The organism is Tateyamaria sp. Alg231-49, assembly GCF_900143535.1.
Taxonomy (GTDB): Bacteria; Pseudomonadota; Alphaproteobacteria; order Rhodobacterales; family Rhodobacteraceae; genus Tateyamaria.
This window is the reverse complement of sequence record NZ_FRFA01000009.1, coordinates 21,787-36,172: the sequence shown is the minus strand read 5'-3', so window position 1 is coordinate 36,172 and position 14,386 is coordinate 21,787. Positions and strand designations below refer to the sequence as shown.

14 protein-coding genes are annotated in these 14,386 nt (G+C 58.9%); 12 read left to right on the top strand and 2 right to left on the bottom strand.

The window, feature by feature from the left end:
- Window positions 1-25: 25 nt before the first annotated feature.
- Window positions 26-364 carry an STAS domain-containing protein gene (locus DHN60_RS14755; RefSeq protein WP_108838200.1) on the bottom strand — a complete coding sequence of 113 codons (339 nt, stop codon included), beginning with the start codon at window positions 362-364 and terminating at the stop codon, window positions 26-28.
- A 93-nt stretch (window positions 365-457) separates the two neighbouring features.
- Here DHN60_RS14755 and DHN60_RS14750 point away from each other — a divergent pair, with 93 nt between their 5' ends.
- From DHN60_RS14750 to rarD, 10 genes are all read left to right on the top strand, one after another.
- Window positions 458-1,630: an acetyl-CoA C-acyltransferase gene (locus DHN60_RS14750; RefSeq protein WP_108838097.1), complete on the top strand. Its 1,173-nt coding sequence runs from the start codon at window positions 458-460 to the stop codon at window positions 1,628-1,630.
- Between the two features lie 89 nt (window positions 1,631-1,719).
- Complete coding sequence (locus tag DHN60_RS14745; protein ID WP_108838096.1) at window positions 1,720-2,172, top strand: GAF domain-containing protein; 453 nt, start codon at window positions 1,720-1,722, stop codon at window positions 2,170-2,172.
- Window positions 2,173-2,239: 67 nt separating this feature from the next.
- Entirely contained in the window at window positions 2,240-2,812 is a 573-nt protein-coding gene (locus tag DHN60_RS14740; RefSeq protein WP_108838095.1) for a helix-turn-helix domain-containing protein, read from the top strand.
- Window positions 2,812-3,432, top strand: coding sequence for a LysE family translocator (locus tag DHN60_RS14735; protein WP_108838094.1), 621 nt, complete (start codon window positions 2,812-2,814; stop codon window positions 3,430-3,432). The genes DHN60_RS14740 and DHN60_RS14735 overlap by 1 nt, the downstream gene beginning before the upstream one ends.
- Window positions 3,432-3,803 carry a GFA family protein gene (locus DHN60_RS14730; RefSeq protein WP_108838093.1) on the top strand — a complete coding sequence of 124 codons (372 nt, stop codon included), beginning with the start codon at window positions 3,432-3,434 and terminating at the stop codon, window positions 3,801-3,803. The genes DHN60_RS14735 and DHN60_RS14730 overlap by 1 nt, the downstream gene beginning before the upstream one ends.
- Window positions 3,804-3,805: 2 nt before the next feature.
- Window positions 3,806-6,253 carry an FAD-dependent oxidoreductase gene (locus DHN60_RS14725; protein WP_108838092.1) on the top strand — a complete coding sequence of 816 codons (2,448 nt, stop codon included), beginning with the start codon at window positions 3,806-3,808 and terminating at the stop codon, window positions 6,251-6,253.
- The gene (locus DHN60_RS14720) at window positions 6,250-6,714 is read left to right on the top strand and encodes a cupin domain-containing protein (protein WP_108838091.1); all 465 of its coding nucleotides are present in this window, start codon (window positions 6,250-6,252) and stop codon (window positions 6,712-6,714) included. Before DHN60_RS14725 ends, DHN60_RS14720 begins: the two co-directional genes overlap by 4 nt.
- Before the next feature lie 4 nt (window positions 6,715-6,718).
- Window positions 6,719-7,612: a homocysteine S-methyltransferase family protein gene (locus tag DHN60_RS14715; RefSeq protein ID WP_108838090.1), complete on the top strand. Its 894-nt coding sequence runs from the start codon at window positions 6,719-6,721 to the stop codon at window positions 7,610-7,612.
- 12 nt (window positions 7,613-7,624) lie between these two features.
- Window positions 7,625-10,072: an FAD-dependent oxidoreductase gene (locus tag DHN60_RS14710; protein WP_108838089.1), complete on the top strand. Its 2,448-nt coding sequence runs from the start codon at window positions 7,625-7,627 to the stop codon at window positions 10,070-10,072.
- Window positions 10,073-10,118: 46 nt separating this feature from the next.
- Window positions 10,119-11,024: an EamA family transporter RarD gene (gene rarD, locus DHN60_RS14705; RefSeq protein ID WP_108838088.1), complete on the top strand. Its 906-nt coding sequence runs from the start codon at window positions 10,119-10,121 to the stop codon at window positions 11,022-11,024.
- Here the strand turns inward: rarD and DHN60_RS14700 are convergent.
- Window positions 11,021-11,818, bottom strand: a complete 798-nt coding sequence (locus DHN60_RS14700) for a PHB depolymerase family esterase (protein WP_108838087.1) — start codon at window positions 11,816-11,818, stop codon at window positions 11,021-11,023. The two genes, rarD and DHN60_RS14700, sit on opposite strands and share 4 nt — an antisense overlap.
- A gap of 47 nt (window positions 11,819-11,865) precedes the next feature.
- Here DHN60_RS14700 and DHN60_RS14695 point away from each other — a divergent pair, with 47 nt between their 5' ends.
- Both DHN60_RS14695 and DHN60_RS14690 read left to right on the top strand, forming a co-directional pair.
- Window positions 11,866-12,573 carry an RluA family pseudouridine synthase gene (locus DHN60_RS14695; RefSeq protein ID WP_108838086.1) on the top strand — a complete coding sequence of 236 codons (708 nt, stop codon included), beginning with the start codon at window positions 11,866-11,868 and terminating at the stop codon, window positions 12,571-12,573.
- Between the two features lie 275 nt (window positions 12,574-12,848).
- Window positions 12,849-14,186: an amidohydrolase family protein gene (locus DHN60_RS14690; protein ID WP_234423650.1), complete on the top strand. Its 1,338-nt coding sequence runs from the start codon at window positions 12,849-12,851 to the stop codon at window positions 14,184-14,186.
- Window positions 14,187-14,386 lie beyond the last annotated feature (200 nt).

The following is a 14,386-nucleotide window of genomic DNA, read 5'->3' as shown; positions in this document are numbered from 1 at the left end:
GCGGTCTTTCAAATGGAACGACAAATCAGGCTTTCAATTTGCCCAACGCCTCGTTGAGCGTCCTGAAGACGCAAAAAACGCTGTCCATTCGGGTCAATCTAAACACTTTCTCTACTGTCGGAGTGAGACCAGCCAGCGCCAGTTTTCGCGATGCCCCCATGTGCTTCATCGACGCGACAATCGCACCAAGCCCACTGGAATCGATAAACTGGACCTGACTGAGGTCTAGCACCACAGTTTCGCAGCCCCCGTCGGTGGATGCGCGCATGGCATCTTTGAACTCGATGGCCACTGCGGCGTCGATCCGGTTGTCGAGAACAGAGATGACTTGCAAGTTTTCTTCTGATCGGCTGAGAAGATTCATGGCCGCCCTCATCCAGTTTTCCTGTTAGATTGCGTGTCTAAAAGACAATCCTTACTATTATGTTTCCACTCTTGCGCGAAGGATTCCAAAGCCATGACCTCAGTTGTAATCGCAGGCGCAGCCCGCACGCCGATGGGCGGTTTCCAGGGCGCGCTTTCTGATGTGCCTGCCGCCAGTTTGGGGGGGCAGGCCATTTCGGCGGCCATGGCCGGTGCCGGGGCCAAGACGGTGGAGGAAGTTCTTATGGGATGTGTATTGCCCGCCGGACAGGGCCAGGCCCCAGCGCGGCAGGCGGGGTTTGCCGCGGGCCTTGGCGAGGACGTCCCGGCAACCACCCTGAACAAGATGTGTGGGTCAGGCATGAAAGCGGCAATGATCGCCTTTGATCAGATCGCTCTCGGGCACACAGACACGATGATCGCGGGTGGCATGGAAAGCATGTCAAGCGCCCCTTACCTGTTGCCTAAAATGCGTGATGGGGCCCGTCTGGGGCATGGACAGGTGGTGGATCATATGTTCCTCGACGGGCTCGAGGATGCCTATGACAAGGGCCGTCTTATGGGCACTTTCGCCGAAGATTGTGCTGAGGCATTTCAGTTCACGCGGGACATTCAGGATGAATTCGCTTTGACATCGCTCTCGCGCGCTCAGGCCGCCATCGCGAACGGCGCGTTCGACGCAGAAGTCACGCCGGTCGAAGTGCCTTCACGCAAAGGGGCCATTACAATTGATACCGACGAACAACCCGGCACCGCGCGGCCCGACAAGATTCCGCACCTGAAACCCGCATTCCGAGACGGGGGGACGGTGACAGCGGCCAACTCATCTTCGATTTCGGACGGCGCGGCGGCCCTTCTGCTCGCCTCTGAAAAAGCTGCGGAAACTCAAGGTTTGACGATCCGAGCGCGCATCCTTGGGCACGCCAGTCATGCGCAGGCGCCGGGCCTTTTCACAACAGCGCCTGTACCGGCTGCGCAAAAGCTGCTCGAACGTATCGGTTGGACCAAAGACGACGTGGATCTGTGGGAGGTAAACGAGGCATTCGCCGTGGTGCCACTCGCCTTCATGCGCGAAATGGGACTGTCCCATGATGTGGTCAACGTCAACGGTGGGGCCTGCGCCTTGGGACATCCAATTGGCGCGTCGGGTGCGCGGATCATGGTGACGTTGCTGAACGCTCTGGAAAAGCGCAATCTCAAGCGCGGCGTTGCAGCAATCTGCATCGGCGGCGGCGAAGGCACAGCTATCGCCATTGAGCGCCCATAACCTTCTCTGATTAAAAAAATCCTCGGGGGAGGCGCGCCAGCGCCGGGGGCAGACAGCCCCCAAACCGAGCTCAGCCAAAAAGACAAACCATGCCCGACTACACAGACCTCGCCAAAACCATTGCGGCTCTGACCGAAGGCGAAGATGACGCCGTTGCACTCATGGCAACAGTTGCTTGCGAAGTGCATCACAGCGACACACGTTTTGACTGGACCGGGTTTTACCGGGTCACTGGCCCCGAAATGCTCAAGATCGGGCCCTATCAAGGCGGACACGGCTGCTTGCAAATACCCTTTTCGCGCGGGGTATGCGGGGCTGCGGCGCGGACTGGCGAGGTGCAGTTGGTGGCGGATGTCGATGCCTTTCCGGGACATATTGCATGTGCTTCATCGACCCGTTCTGAATTGGTCCTGCCGGTGCGAAACGGCGCGGGTGACCTGATTGCGGTCTTTGACATCGACAGTGACCAACAGGACGCTTTCACATGGGATGACGCGGACTCTTTGATCGAGATTCTTGCCGGCGTATTTCGGGCTGTGTGAAAAAATCATTTGATTTTTCACTGATTCTGACTTTACGTGAAATTTGAAACCAAAATTTCACGAGATCATGCTGCAAACCCAACTCTCCTCCCCGTCCAGCCTAGGGGCTGACCTACGTGCCCTGCGCAAGGCGCGAGGAATGACGCTACAGGATATGGGGGCTGCTCTGGGGCGCTCGGTCGGTTGGCTCAGTCAGGTGGAGCGCGATCTTTCAGAGCCTTCAATTACCGATTTGCGTCACATAGCAGCGACCTTGGACATTGCCGTGTCCACCTTGTTCCGGCGCGGCGCGGCCCCTGCAGAAGAGGAAGGGTATGTTGTGCGCAGCACCGCGCGCCGCCCAATTGGCTCACGCACCGCGGGTCTGGTCGAGGAATTACTTTCTCCGGACCTCACGGATGATTTCGAAATGGTGCACTCCACCTTCGAGGCGCATAGCGAGATCGAAACCCCGGTCGCAAGGCCAACTCAAGAGGTTGGCTATCTGATCTCAGGTCGCCTTGATCTGGATATCGCTGGACAGCATTTCACCCTGCACCCCGGCGACAGTTTTCGCATCCGGGGCGAGGCGTTTCGCTGGATGAACCCCTATGACACCCCAGCCGTTGCGATCTGGGTCATTGCGCCGCCGGTGTACTGATGTCGTTTGAGGGATGGGCCATATTTGCGCTGTTCTGGGTGGTGTTTGTCACCACGCCGGGGCCAAATGCCGTGAACTGCATCACAAACGGGATGACGCTCGGTTTTCGCCGCTCTCTGATCGGCGTGCTGGCGATCCTTACTCAAGCCACATTGTTCTTGCTGCTTTCGGCGCTTGGTGTGACGGCGTTGATTGCCGCTTCGCCCACTGCGTTCTGGGTGGCCAAGTTGATCGGGGCCGCTTTCCTTGTGTTTCTTGGCATTCGGGGGTGGATGAATGCGACCAAGCCGCCCAAACTCGTGGCCCCTTCGGGAAAATCCATCTATTTGCGCGCATTCGCCATTGCCACGATCAACCCCAAAAGCGTGGCCGGTTACCTCGCAGCGTTCTCGCAGTTCGTTCAGCCCGACGTGCCCGTCTGGGATCAGATGGGGCTGATTGTGCCAACGGCGCTGACCATCACCGCGCTCAGTTATGTCGGGTTCACCGCACTTGGGGCAGGGATCGGGCGCGCAGCCTTAGGGGCCGTTTTCAATGTCTGGGTGAGACGCGTCATGGCCGCATGCTTTGTTATCTATGGCGTCCTTCTTGGCACCGCCGCCACACCGGGGCGGGCGTAATGCTGAAGGGAAGCTGCAATTGCCGCGCGGTGACCTTTACGGTCAAAAACGTGATCCGAGCCAGTGCATGCCATTGCACCCAGTGCCGCAAACAGTCCGGCCATCATTGGGCGTCTGGCCTGGTCGCTGACGAAGACCTGACAACACAAGGCGAGGTGCGCTGGTATGCCTCCAGCGACGTTGCACGTCGGGGGTTTTGCCCTACCTGCGGGTCGTTTCTGTTCTGGAAAATGGACAGCGAACCCAAGATTAGTTTTTCGATGGGTCTGATCGACGGGCCATCGGGCATCCGGCTGGAACGCCATATCTTCACTGCCGATAAGGGCGATTATTACGACATCGCGGACGATGTTCCGCAACGGGAGAACTGAGCATGAGTGATTTTCCAACAACGGCCCGCGTGGTCATCATCGGTGGTGGTGCTGTCGGGACCTCGACCCTTTATCATCTGGCCAAAGCGGGCTGGAAAGACTGCGTTCTGCTGGAAAAGAACGAACTGACGGCAGGTTCAACATGGCACGCTGCGGGCAACTGCCCGAACTTTTCGGGCTCCTGGGCGATCCTGAATATGCAGCGCTACGGGCTGGAAATGTACCGGACGCTGGCGACGGACGTGGACTATCCGATGAACTACCACGTCACAGGGTCCCTGCGTCTGGCACATTCCAAAGAGCGGATGCAGGAGTTCGAGCGGGTCGCAGGCATGGGCCGTTATCAGGGCCTTGAGATGCCGATCCTGACGCCTGACGAGATGAAAGAACACCATCCCTTCATGGAAACGCACGAGCTTGCAGGTGGCATGTGGGACCCGTTGGACGGCGACATTGACCCAGCCCAGCTGACCCAAGCCATGGCCAAGGGCGCACGCGACGCAGGTGCGCGGATCGAACGGTTCTGCCCAGCCACAGGCATCGACAAGGACGGGGACGAGTGGATTGTGAAGACGGACAAGGGCGACATCCGCTGCGAGTTCGTCGTGAACTGTGCGGGCTACTACGCACAGCGCGTGGGCGAGATGTTCAAACCCTTCGGCGGGCGTACCGTGCCGATGGTGGTCATGTCCCACCAGTACTTCCTGACGGACGAAATTCCTGAAGTCGCCGCATGGACAAAGGAAAACGGGCGCAAACTGCCCATCATCCGCGATGTCGACATCAGCTACTACCTGCGTCAGGACAAGAACGGCCTGAACCTCGGCCCATACGAGCGCAACTGCAAAGCGCACTGGATCACACCTGACGATCTGATGCCCGAAGACTTCTCATTCCAGCTCTACCCCGACGATCTGGAGCGGTTGGAGTTCTACATCGAAGACGCGATGGAGCGCGTTCCTGCCCTTGGCACCGCTGGCGTCGGCCGCAACATCAACGGACCGATTCCATACGCACCCGATGGGCTACCACTGCTTGGGCCAATGCCGGGCGTCAAAAACGCGTTCGAAGGGCACTGCTTTACCTTTGGGATCGCCCAAGGAGGCGGTGCGGGCAAGGTCCTGTCGGAGTGGATCATGCACGGCGAAACCGAGTGGGACATGTGGGCCGTCGATCCACGCCGTTATACCGGCTACGCCGATCACGACTATTCCCTGCAGAAAGCGCTGGAAACATACGGGCACGAATACGCCATGCACTTCCCGCATCACGAATGGCCAGCTGGGCGCGACAAGAAACTGTCGCCCGTGCATGAAACGATCCTTGAGCAGGGCGGTGTCATGGGGGCCTACAACGGATGGGAACGGGCCAATTGGTTCGCCAAGGACGGGGACGACACCTCGCTTGAGGCGACAGAAACATGGAACCGTAAGGGGCCGTGGACCATTCGGGTCAAAGAAGAATGCGAAGCTGTGCGCGACAAGGTTGGCGTTCTGGACCTGCCCGGATTCTCCCGTTTCAAACTGACGGGCGCGGGGGCCGCAGAATATTTGCGTGGCCGCATTACAGGCGGTTTGCCCAAAGCAGGGCGTATGAACCTCGGTTACTTTGCAGACAGCCGTGGCCGCATCCTGACTGAGATGTCGCTGATCCGGCACGACGAGGATGACTTTACCCTGATCACAGCGGCCAATGCGCAATGGCATGATTTCGAAGTGTTGAAGGCAGGCCTGCCCGAGGGGTTGAGCCTGACCGATCACACGGAAGAATTCAGCACTCTGATCGTGTGTGGTCCGGATTCACGCAACGCGTTTCAGGCGATGGGTACGGATGCGGACCTGCGGGCGACGTGGCTCAGCCACCAGCTTGCAACGGTTGCGGGCGTGCCTTGCATGTTGGCGCGCGTCAGCTTTGCGGGCGAACTGGGGTGGGAGATCCACGCCAAGAACGCCGATATCCCCGCGCTTTACGCGGCGGTGCGTGGTGCGGGGGCCATCCCCTTTGGCATGTATGCCCTCAATGCGCTGCGTATCGAAAAAGGGTACCGCGCGTGGAAGGGCGATCTGTCGACCGACTACACCTTGTTTGAGGGTGGGCTCGACCGGTTTGTCAAACTCGACAAGCCACAGGATTTCCCCGGCAAGGCGGCCTTGATGAACGAAAAGCAGCAGGGATCGAAAAAGCGGTTCGTGACGTTGCTGGTGGACGCAGGTGATCAAGACGCGCCTTACATGTCGACGATTTGGGACGGGGACACCGTTGTGGGGGAAACCACGTCAGGTGCCTGGGGCTACCGTATCGGGGCGTCCGTGGCGTTGGGTGTGGTGAAAACCGAACTGGCGACGCCGGGCCAAACGCTTGAAGTCGAAATCTATGGCAAACGGTGCAAAGCGACTGTGCAGCCAGACGTTCCGCTTTGGGATCCGGAAAACGAACGGCTGCGGGCATGACCAAGGCTTCCATCCTGCCGCCGGGCACCGGTACCAACTATCAGTGGGAGAATGACCACACGTTTGTGAAGGTGTCCGCCGCTGATACAGGCGGCGCCTACACGTTGATGGAAGACAATCTCAAGGCCAGCTTTGCCCTTGGACTGCACCGGCACGACACCCATGCAGAGACGTTTTACATCCTCGAAGGTGCGGTCGATTTCTACGTCGATGGCACGTGGCACAAGGCGGTTGCGGGCACGACGTTGCACGTGCCGCCGGGCCTGCCACATGCCTGCCGCAGTGCAGGTGGTCCGGCCCGCATGCTGATGATCTACCAACCCTCCGGCTTTGACGGATTTCTGGCCGAGATGGCGCAGATGTCCGAGGCCGACTTTGCCGACAGTGCAAAGATGGATGCCCTGAACGCAAAGTACGACATCGTGCCCATGGGCCCTGTCCCGCCCCATCCCGAGGACTGAAGACATGACAGACATCACCCTTCTGGACGGCGGCATGGGGCAGGAACTTGTCCGCCGCTCTGGCGACATCCCGACACCTCTATGGTCCACGCAAGTGATGCAGGACCACCCGGGTCTCGTTCAGGCAATTCATGCGGATTTCTTTGCCGCCGGGGCCACGATCGCCACCGCCAACACCTATGCCTTGCACCGTGACCGGGTCGCAGACACTCCGCTCGAGGGGCAACTGCCCGACCTTTTCGCCCGCGCGCTGAACGAAGCGTCAACGGCGCGTGCCCAACACGGTTCAGGCCGTGTGGCTGGGGCCATCGGCCCGCTTGGTGCCAGCTATCGACCCGACTTGCATCCGGCGTCGGATGAGGCGGTCGCTTTGTTCACCGAAGTCGCGGACCATCTGGGTGAACGCTGCGATTTCATCCTGTGCGAAACCGTGTCCTCGCTTGCTCACGCTCGTGACGTTCTGGCCGCAGCCCGAACAACTGGAAAGCCTGTCTGGCTTGCCATGACCGTCGATGATCAGGACGGGAACGTCCTTCGCTCTGGTGAGCCCGTCGCAGACGTTTTGCCCATTGCCGAAAGCGGCGCGGCGGCTCTCCTGATCAACTGCTCTGCACCCGAGGCGATCACCACAGCGCTCGACAAGATCAAGCACACAGCTCTCCCCTTCGGCGCCTATGCCAACGGCTTTGTCCAAATCTCCGAAGGATTTTTGGAGGAGAAGCCGACTGTTGATGCGCTCACCCTGCGCCATGACTTCGCGCCCGAAGCCTACGCCGATCATGTCATGACTTGGATCGACATGGGCGCGACCATCGTTGGGGGCTGTTGCGAAGTTAGCCCGACCCACATTGCCGAAATTGCCCGACGCCTGCGCGCGGCGGGGCACACCATCGTTTAAAGGAACCGCGTCATGCCTGATCTGCCTTCCCACGCTCGCGTCGTCATCATCGGCGGTGGCGTCATCGGTTGTTCTGTCGCTTACCACCTGACCAAACTGGGCTGGAAGGACGTTGTGCTGTTGGAACGCAAACAGCTTACCTCTGGCACCACGTGGCACGCAGCCGGGTTGATCGCGCAGCTGCGCGCCACGGCCAACATGACCAAGCTCGCCAAGTACAGTCAGGAACTCTACGGAAACCTTGAGGCCGAAACCGGCGTGGCCACCGGGTTCAAACGGGTGGGGTCGATCACAGCGGCCCTCACGGAGGAACGGCTGGAGGAATTGCACCGGCAGGCCGGCATGGCGCGGGCCTTTGGGGTCGAGGTCGAAGAAGCCTCGGCGGCCGAGATCAAAGCCCGCTACGAACACCTCAATATCGAAGATGTCACGGGCGGCGTTTACCTGCCGCTGGATGGGCAGGGCGATCCGGCCAACATCGCGCTGGCACTGGCAAAGGGAGCGCGGCAAGGCGGAGCGCGGGTGCAGGAACGCACGGCGGTCACCGGGCTGACCAAAGACGGGCGGCGCATCACGGGCGTCGACTGGCAGGGTGAGGATGGCACAAGCGGCCACATCGCTTGCGATCATGTTGTCAACTGCGCGGGCATGTGGGGCCATGAAGTTGGCCGCATGGCAGGCGTGAACGTACCGCTTCAAGCCTGCGAACACTTCTACATTGTGACCGAAGCCATTTCGGGACTCACCCAACTACCTGTGCTGCGGGTGCCGGACGAATGCGCCTACTACAAGGAAGACGCTGGCAAGATGCTGCTGGGTGCGTTTGAACCCAACGCTAAACCGTGGGCCGTGGACGGTATCCCACGCGATTTTGAATTCGATCAACTGCCCGAGGACTTCGACCACTTTGAACCGATCCTTGAGGCGGCGGTGAACCGCATGCCAATGTTGGCCGAGGCGGGCATTCACACCTTCTTCAACGGGCCGGAGTCCTTCACGCCGGACGATGCCTACCACCTTGGCCTCGCGCCCGAGATGGACAATGTCTGGGTTGCCTGCGGCTTTAACTCCATCGGCATCCAATCGGCGGGTGGCGCAGGTATGGCGCTGGCGCAGTGGATGGAAGATGGGCAAAAGCCCTTTGACCTGGGCGACGTTGATATTACCCGGATGCAGCCATTTCAGGGCAACAAAACATACCTTGCAGAACGGTCGACTGAAACGCTTGGCCTGCTTTACGCAGACCATTTCCCCTATCGACAAAAGGCCACGGCACGCGGTGTGCGTCGCACGCCCTTCCATCACCACCTGATCGAACGGGGTGCGGTCATGGGTGAATTGTCAGGATGGGAACGGGCCAACTGGTTCGCCAATCCGGGGCAAAATGCTGACTACGAATACTCGTGGAAACGCCAGAACTTCTTTGGCAACGTCGCACAGGAACACAAGGCAGTGCGCGAGAATGTTGGCATGTACGACATGTCGTCTTTCGGAAAAATCCGGGTCGAAGGCCCGGACGCGATGGCCTTTATGAACTATGTTGGTGGCGGGCAATACGACGTACCAGCGGGCAAGATCGTCTACACCCAGTTCCTCAACGATCGGGGTGGGATCGAGGCAGATGTGACAGTGACCCGGCTCTCTGAGCTTGCCTATCTTGTGGTCACCCCTGCTGCGACGCGGCTGGCCGATCAGACATGGATGCAGCGCCATGTGGGTGATTTCAATGTCGTCATTACGGACGTTACCGCAGGTGAGGGGGTGCTGGCCGTCATGGGCCCCAACGCGCGCAAACTGTTGCAGGCTGTCAGCCCGAATGACTTTTCCAACGACACTAACCCCTTTGGCACCGCGCAGGACGTCGAGATTGGCATGGGCCATGCTCGTGTGCACCGTGTGACATATGTGGGCGAGTTGGGATGGGAGGTCTATGTCAGCGCGGATATGGCGGGGCATGTCTTTGAGGTTCTGCATGAGGCCGGGCAGGACATGGACCTGCGGATGTGCGGGATGCACATGATGGACACCTGCCGCATCGAAAAAGGGTTCCGCCATTTTGGGCACGACATCACCTGCGAGGATCACGTGCTTGAGGCGGGTCTTGGCTTTGCCGTCAAAACGGACAAACCTGACTTTATCGGGCGCGATGCCGTTCTGCGAAAAAAGGACGAAGGACTGGACAATCGCCTTGTGCAATTCAAGCTGACGGACCCCGAGCCGCTGCTTTATCACAACGAACCGATTGTGCGGGACAACGAGATCGTGGGCTACCTCAGCTCTGGCGGGTATGGGCATCACCTTGGAGCCGCGATGGGTCTTGGTTATGTGCCGTGTAAGGGCCAGACGGTCGCGGATGTTCTGGGGTCAGACTACGAGATCGACGTGGCAGGTACGCGAGTCAAGGCTGAGGTGTCGCTTAAACCGATGTATGACCCGAAATCAGAGCGGGTGAAGGCGTGACGCCGCTTTGATCCGGTGCTAGGGGTCGCTCGAGAGGACCCCGTTCATGACGCAAAATTCTGGCGATACGCCGCGCGGGCTGATGTTCGCGCTTGGGGCCTATGTGTTCTGGGGCTTCTTGCCGCTTTACATGAAAATGCTCAGCCATATCAGCGCGGCGGAAGTCGTTGCGCATCGTGTTATCTGGTCGGTGCCAATCGCGGCGGTCGTGTTGATCGTGATCAGGCGCACCGGTGATCTGAGCGCTGCCTTGCGCAATCCGCGGATGTTGGCGATGGGCTGTGTGACCGCGGCCCTCGTGTCGGTGAACTGGGGCATCTACGTCTGGGCAATCTCGGCTGACAGGACGCTGGATGCGGCCTTGGGATATTATATCAACCCGCTGTTTTCCGTCGCCCTCGGGGCGATTTTCCTGCGTGAACGGCTGACCCGCGCGCAAATGGTCGCCATTGCATTGGCTGCCTGCGCGGTGGCTGTGCTGACAATATCGGCAGGCACTGTGCCGTGGGCGGCCCTAACGTTGACAATCACATGGGGCTTTTATGCGCTGGCCAAAAAGCAACTTCCTATCGGGCCAAATCAAGGGTTCCTGCTCGAAGTGTTGATCCTGCTTGTTCCTGCGCTTGCCTATGCCACATGGCTGGGACTGACCGGGCAGGGGCAATTCATGGCGGGTGATGCGCGCAACACTTGGTTACTGTTGGGCTGTGGCGCGGTGACGGCGATCCCGTTGATGCTCTATGCCAATGGGGCCAAAGGGCTACAGTTGACCACCATTGCAGTCCTACAATATGTCGCGCCCACTATGATCTTTCTCTGTGCTGTTCTGGTATTCAAAGAGCCTTTTGGACAGGCCCGCATGATTGCCTTCCCGATGATCTGGACGGCGCTGGTGATCTATTCGGTGTCGATGTTCCGGCAAATGCGCAGCCGGGACAAGGTTGGGCCCTAACCCGCTTCGAACCAATCGCGGGCCATCACCGTCCAGCCACGGGGCAGCCCATGACCGCCATCATGTTCGCAGAATTTGATGGCACCTTCACCGCAACTGTCATCCCACATCCGGCAGCGGAACCGCTCGCCAATGTCGATGCTGTCAGGATGGCTGCGGCATTGGTTGACTGTCCGGGCAAGAGACAGGCTGTCCCACACACTGCCCTGATGCCAATCCCGGATGGCGCGTCCCTCAAACGGGACCTGATTGTCGCCAAACCCGTGGATTTGCAGAAAGCGTACGGGCGCGGATGGGCAATCTGTGGTGTCGTTCGGCTGGCGCAAGGCTCCCGAGATCGAGGCAAAGCCAGCAAAGGGCGCCGCGGCCTTGCATGCCATAAGCCACGCCATTGATCCACCGGCAGAAAAGCCCGCCACATAGATGCGCTCGGGGTCGATGGACACACGCGTCTTCGCGTCCTCGATCACGTCTAGTGTAAAGGCGACATCATCGCGTGTGCCCCCCTCGCGCCCAGCCCAGCGGAGGGTCCTTCGCCCCTCGATGGGTGTGCCGTTGGGCGCGATCACCACATATCCGGCCTCAGCAAAGTCCGACCGGATGCCGCCCCGAAAGATCATCCCGCCTGTCGCATTGTGCCCGTGAAAGAACACCAATGCAGGTGCGTTTTCAGACACCCCGTCGGGCACCAGCATGTGATAGCTGCCGCCGTCGATTTCGCAGGGGGCGTCCGGGCCGCACTGGGCAAAGGCAAGTGAGGGCAGGGCGAACAGCAGGGCGGCAAGATATCTCATGTTGTTGACAGATCATCCCCCTGTTCGGGATGCAAAGGGACAACCCAATGCCTCGCCGAAACGTGATTGGGGTTGCCTCTGGCGCGCGCATTTGTCAGGCGAAGGACATGGATGACACCTACACCCCCCCGAGCGATCCGCTTGATGTGCTGCACGACGATGCAGAGATGCTGGTGGTCAGCAAACCATCTGGGTTGCTCAGTGTGCCGGGCAAGGGCGAACATCTGTCTGACTGCCTTATCGCGCGGGTGCAGGCGGTCTGGCCTCATGCGCTGCTTGTGCATCGACTGGACCGGGACACAAGCGGTGTGATGGTGTTTGGCCTCACTCCGCACGCGCAACGCTTCCTGTCCAAACAGTTCGAATTGCGCGCTGCCAAAAAGACCTATGTGGCGCGGGTTTGGGGGCGCCTGACGCTCAAAACCGGCCGGGTCGATCTGCCGCTGATTGTGGACTGGCCCAATCGCCCGCGCCAGCATGTAGACCACGAGAACGGCAAGGCTGCCGTGACCGATTGGCGAGTGCTGCGCGACAGTGCGACGGAGACCCGCGTGCGGCTGATGCCCCAGACCGGGCGCAGCCACCAATTGCGCGTGCACATGCTGGCATTGGGCCATCCGATACTGGGCGACCCGTTCTATGCGACAGGTGAGGCGCGCGACTTTGAGCGGTTGATGCTGCATTCCGAAGAACTGCGCATCAAGCATCCGGATTCGGGGCGCATGATGCGGTTTCGTGCACCCGCACCTTTCTGAACGCCCAAGGCGCGGTGCCAGGTTTTCGCCTTGGCGCGAATCTAGGGTTAACGTCCTTGGTTTATGGTGATTGAGGCCGTCACACCCCATACACCGCCCGTGCAATACCTGCGCACCGCCTGCAGGGGTAACAGGGCGCGCGATGGTATTCGTTAACAAAGGATGAAGGGCGACGGCGCGGGACAAAGCAGCCACGCAGAAAGGTGAGGCAATCCTTGTAAAAATTCGTTTCCGCTGTGATGATTTCTACAACAAAGTTTTTCGAGGATTTGAAAATGCGCTTTTCCAAACTTGCGGCGGCTTCGTCGATTGCTTTTACTATTGCGAGTTCACAAGCAATCTCTCAGGACGCGGGGTCGATCCTGTTCACAAACGTCAACGTGTTCGATGGTGTGAATGAGGAAATTATTGAAAATGCAAATGTCGTTGTAACCGACAATCTGATCACAGCGGTGTCCTCTGAACCCCTTGCAGTCGCCAATGCTATCGTCATCGACGGCGGCGGACGCACTTTGATGCCTGGCCTGATCGACGTACACTGGCACACGCTTTATTGCTGTAACCCGCAGAGCGTGGTTGTGACCGGAGATATTCTTGAGGTCGCGGTGCGCGGTGCCATAGGGTCCCAAGGAACGCTGATGCGTGGGTTTACATCAGTGCGCGACGTTGGCGGTAATTCGTTTGCCATCAAAAGGATGATTGACGCGGGCGAGATCGAAGGCCCCCGTATCCTGCCGTCCGGCCCACCCGTTACACAAACCGGCGGTCACTTTGATTATCGCCCATATCAGGCGGTGCCGACGAACGGCGCAGATTCACAATGGTACTGGTACAGCGTTGGTTTAATGGCGCAGGCCGATGGAGTGCCGGAGGTGATCAAACGCGCGCGTGAGATCATGCGTATGGGCGCGACCCAGCTTAAGATTTCCACCGGCGGAGGGGTATCATCCACCTACGACCCTCTGGATGTACGCCAATATACCAAAGCCGAGATCGAGGCTTTCGTAGAGGTGGCGGACACATACAACACCTATGTCGCATCGCATGTATTCACGGACGAAGCAGTGGAAATTGCCGTTGCCGCTGGAGTTAAGTCTATCGAACATGGCTTCCTGATGAGCCGAGAGACGATGGAATTGATGCGAGAGAATGACGTTTGGTTGTCAGTGCAACCTCTTCTGGATGACGAGGATGGTTTTTCTTTTGACGACCCCGTCAGCCAACAAAAATGGATCGATGTCACCAACGGGACAGATTTTACTTATAAAACAGCGAAAGAAGTTGGCGTGAAAGTTGCTTTTGGCACGGATATTCTTTTCGATCCCAAACTGGCGGAACGTCAGGGCGCTTTCCTTGCTAAATTGCAGCGTTGGTATTCCCCTTACGAGGTGCTGAAAATGGCCACCTCGACCAATGCCGAACTGCTCAAGCTCTCCGGCCCGCGTCACCCCTATCAACAAGGTGACTTGGGTGTGATCGCAAAAGGCGCTTGTGCCGACCTGATCCTAGTTGATGGCAACCCGCTGCAAGATATCGATTTGATCGCGGACCCACATGAGAACTTTGACCTGATCATGAAGGACGGCAAAGTCTATAAGAACACGCTGAACTGAGTTCGAGTGCAATTCATTTGAGCAATGCCGATTGTGTAACGGCTGCTTTGGGATCAAAGCTGACCTTGATGCGAACGCAACTGGGTATCTACGCCTGAGCGCGGGATTGTCTCGAGCTTGCCGACTTATTTTGGTTTTTTCTGTCGGTCAGGCCTAATCAGAGTTTGTCCTTCACGCCACTGTTCGCGCCCTGACGTGAT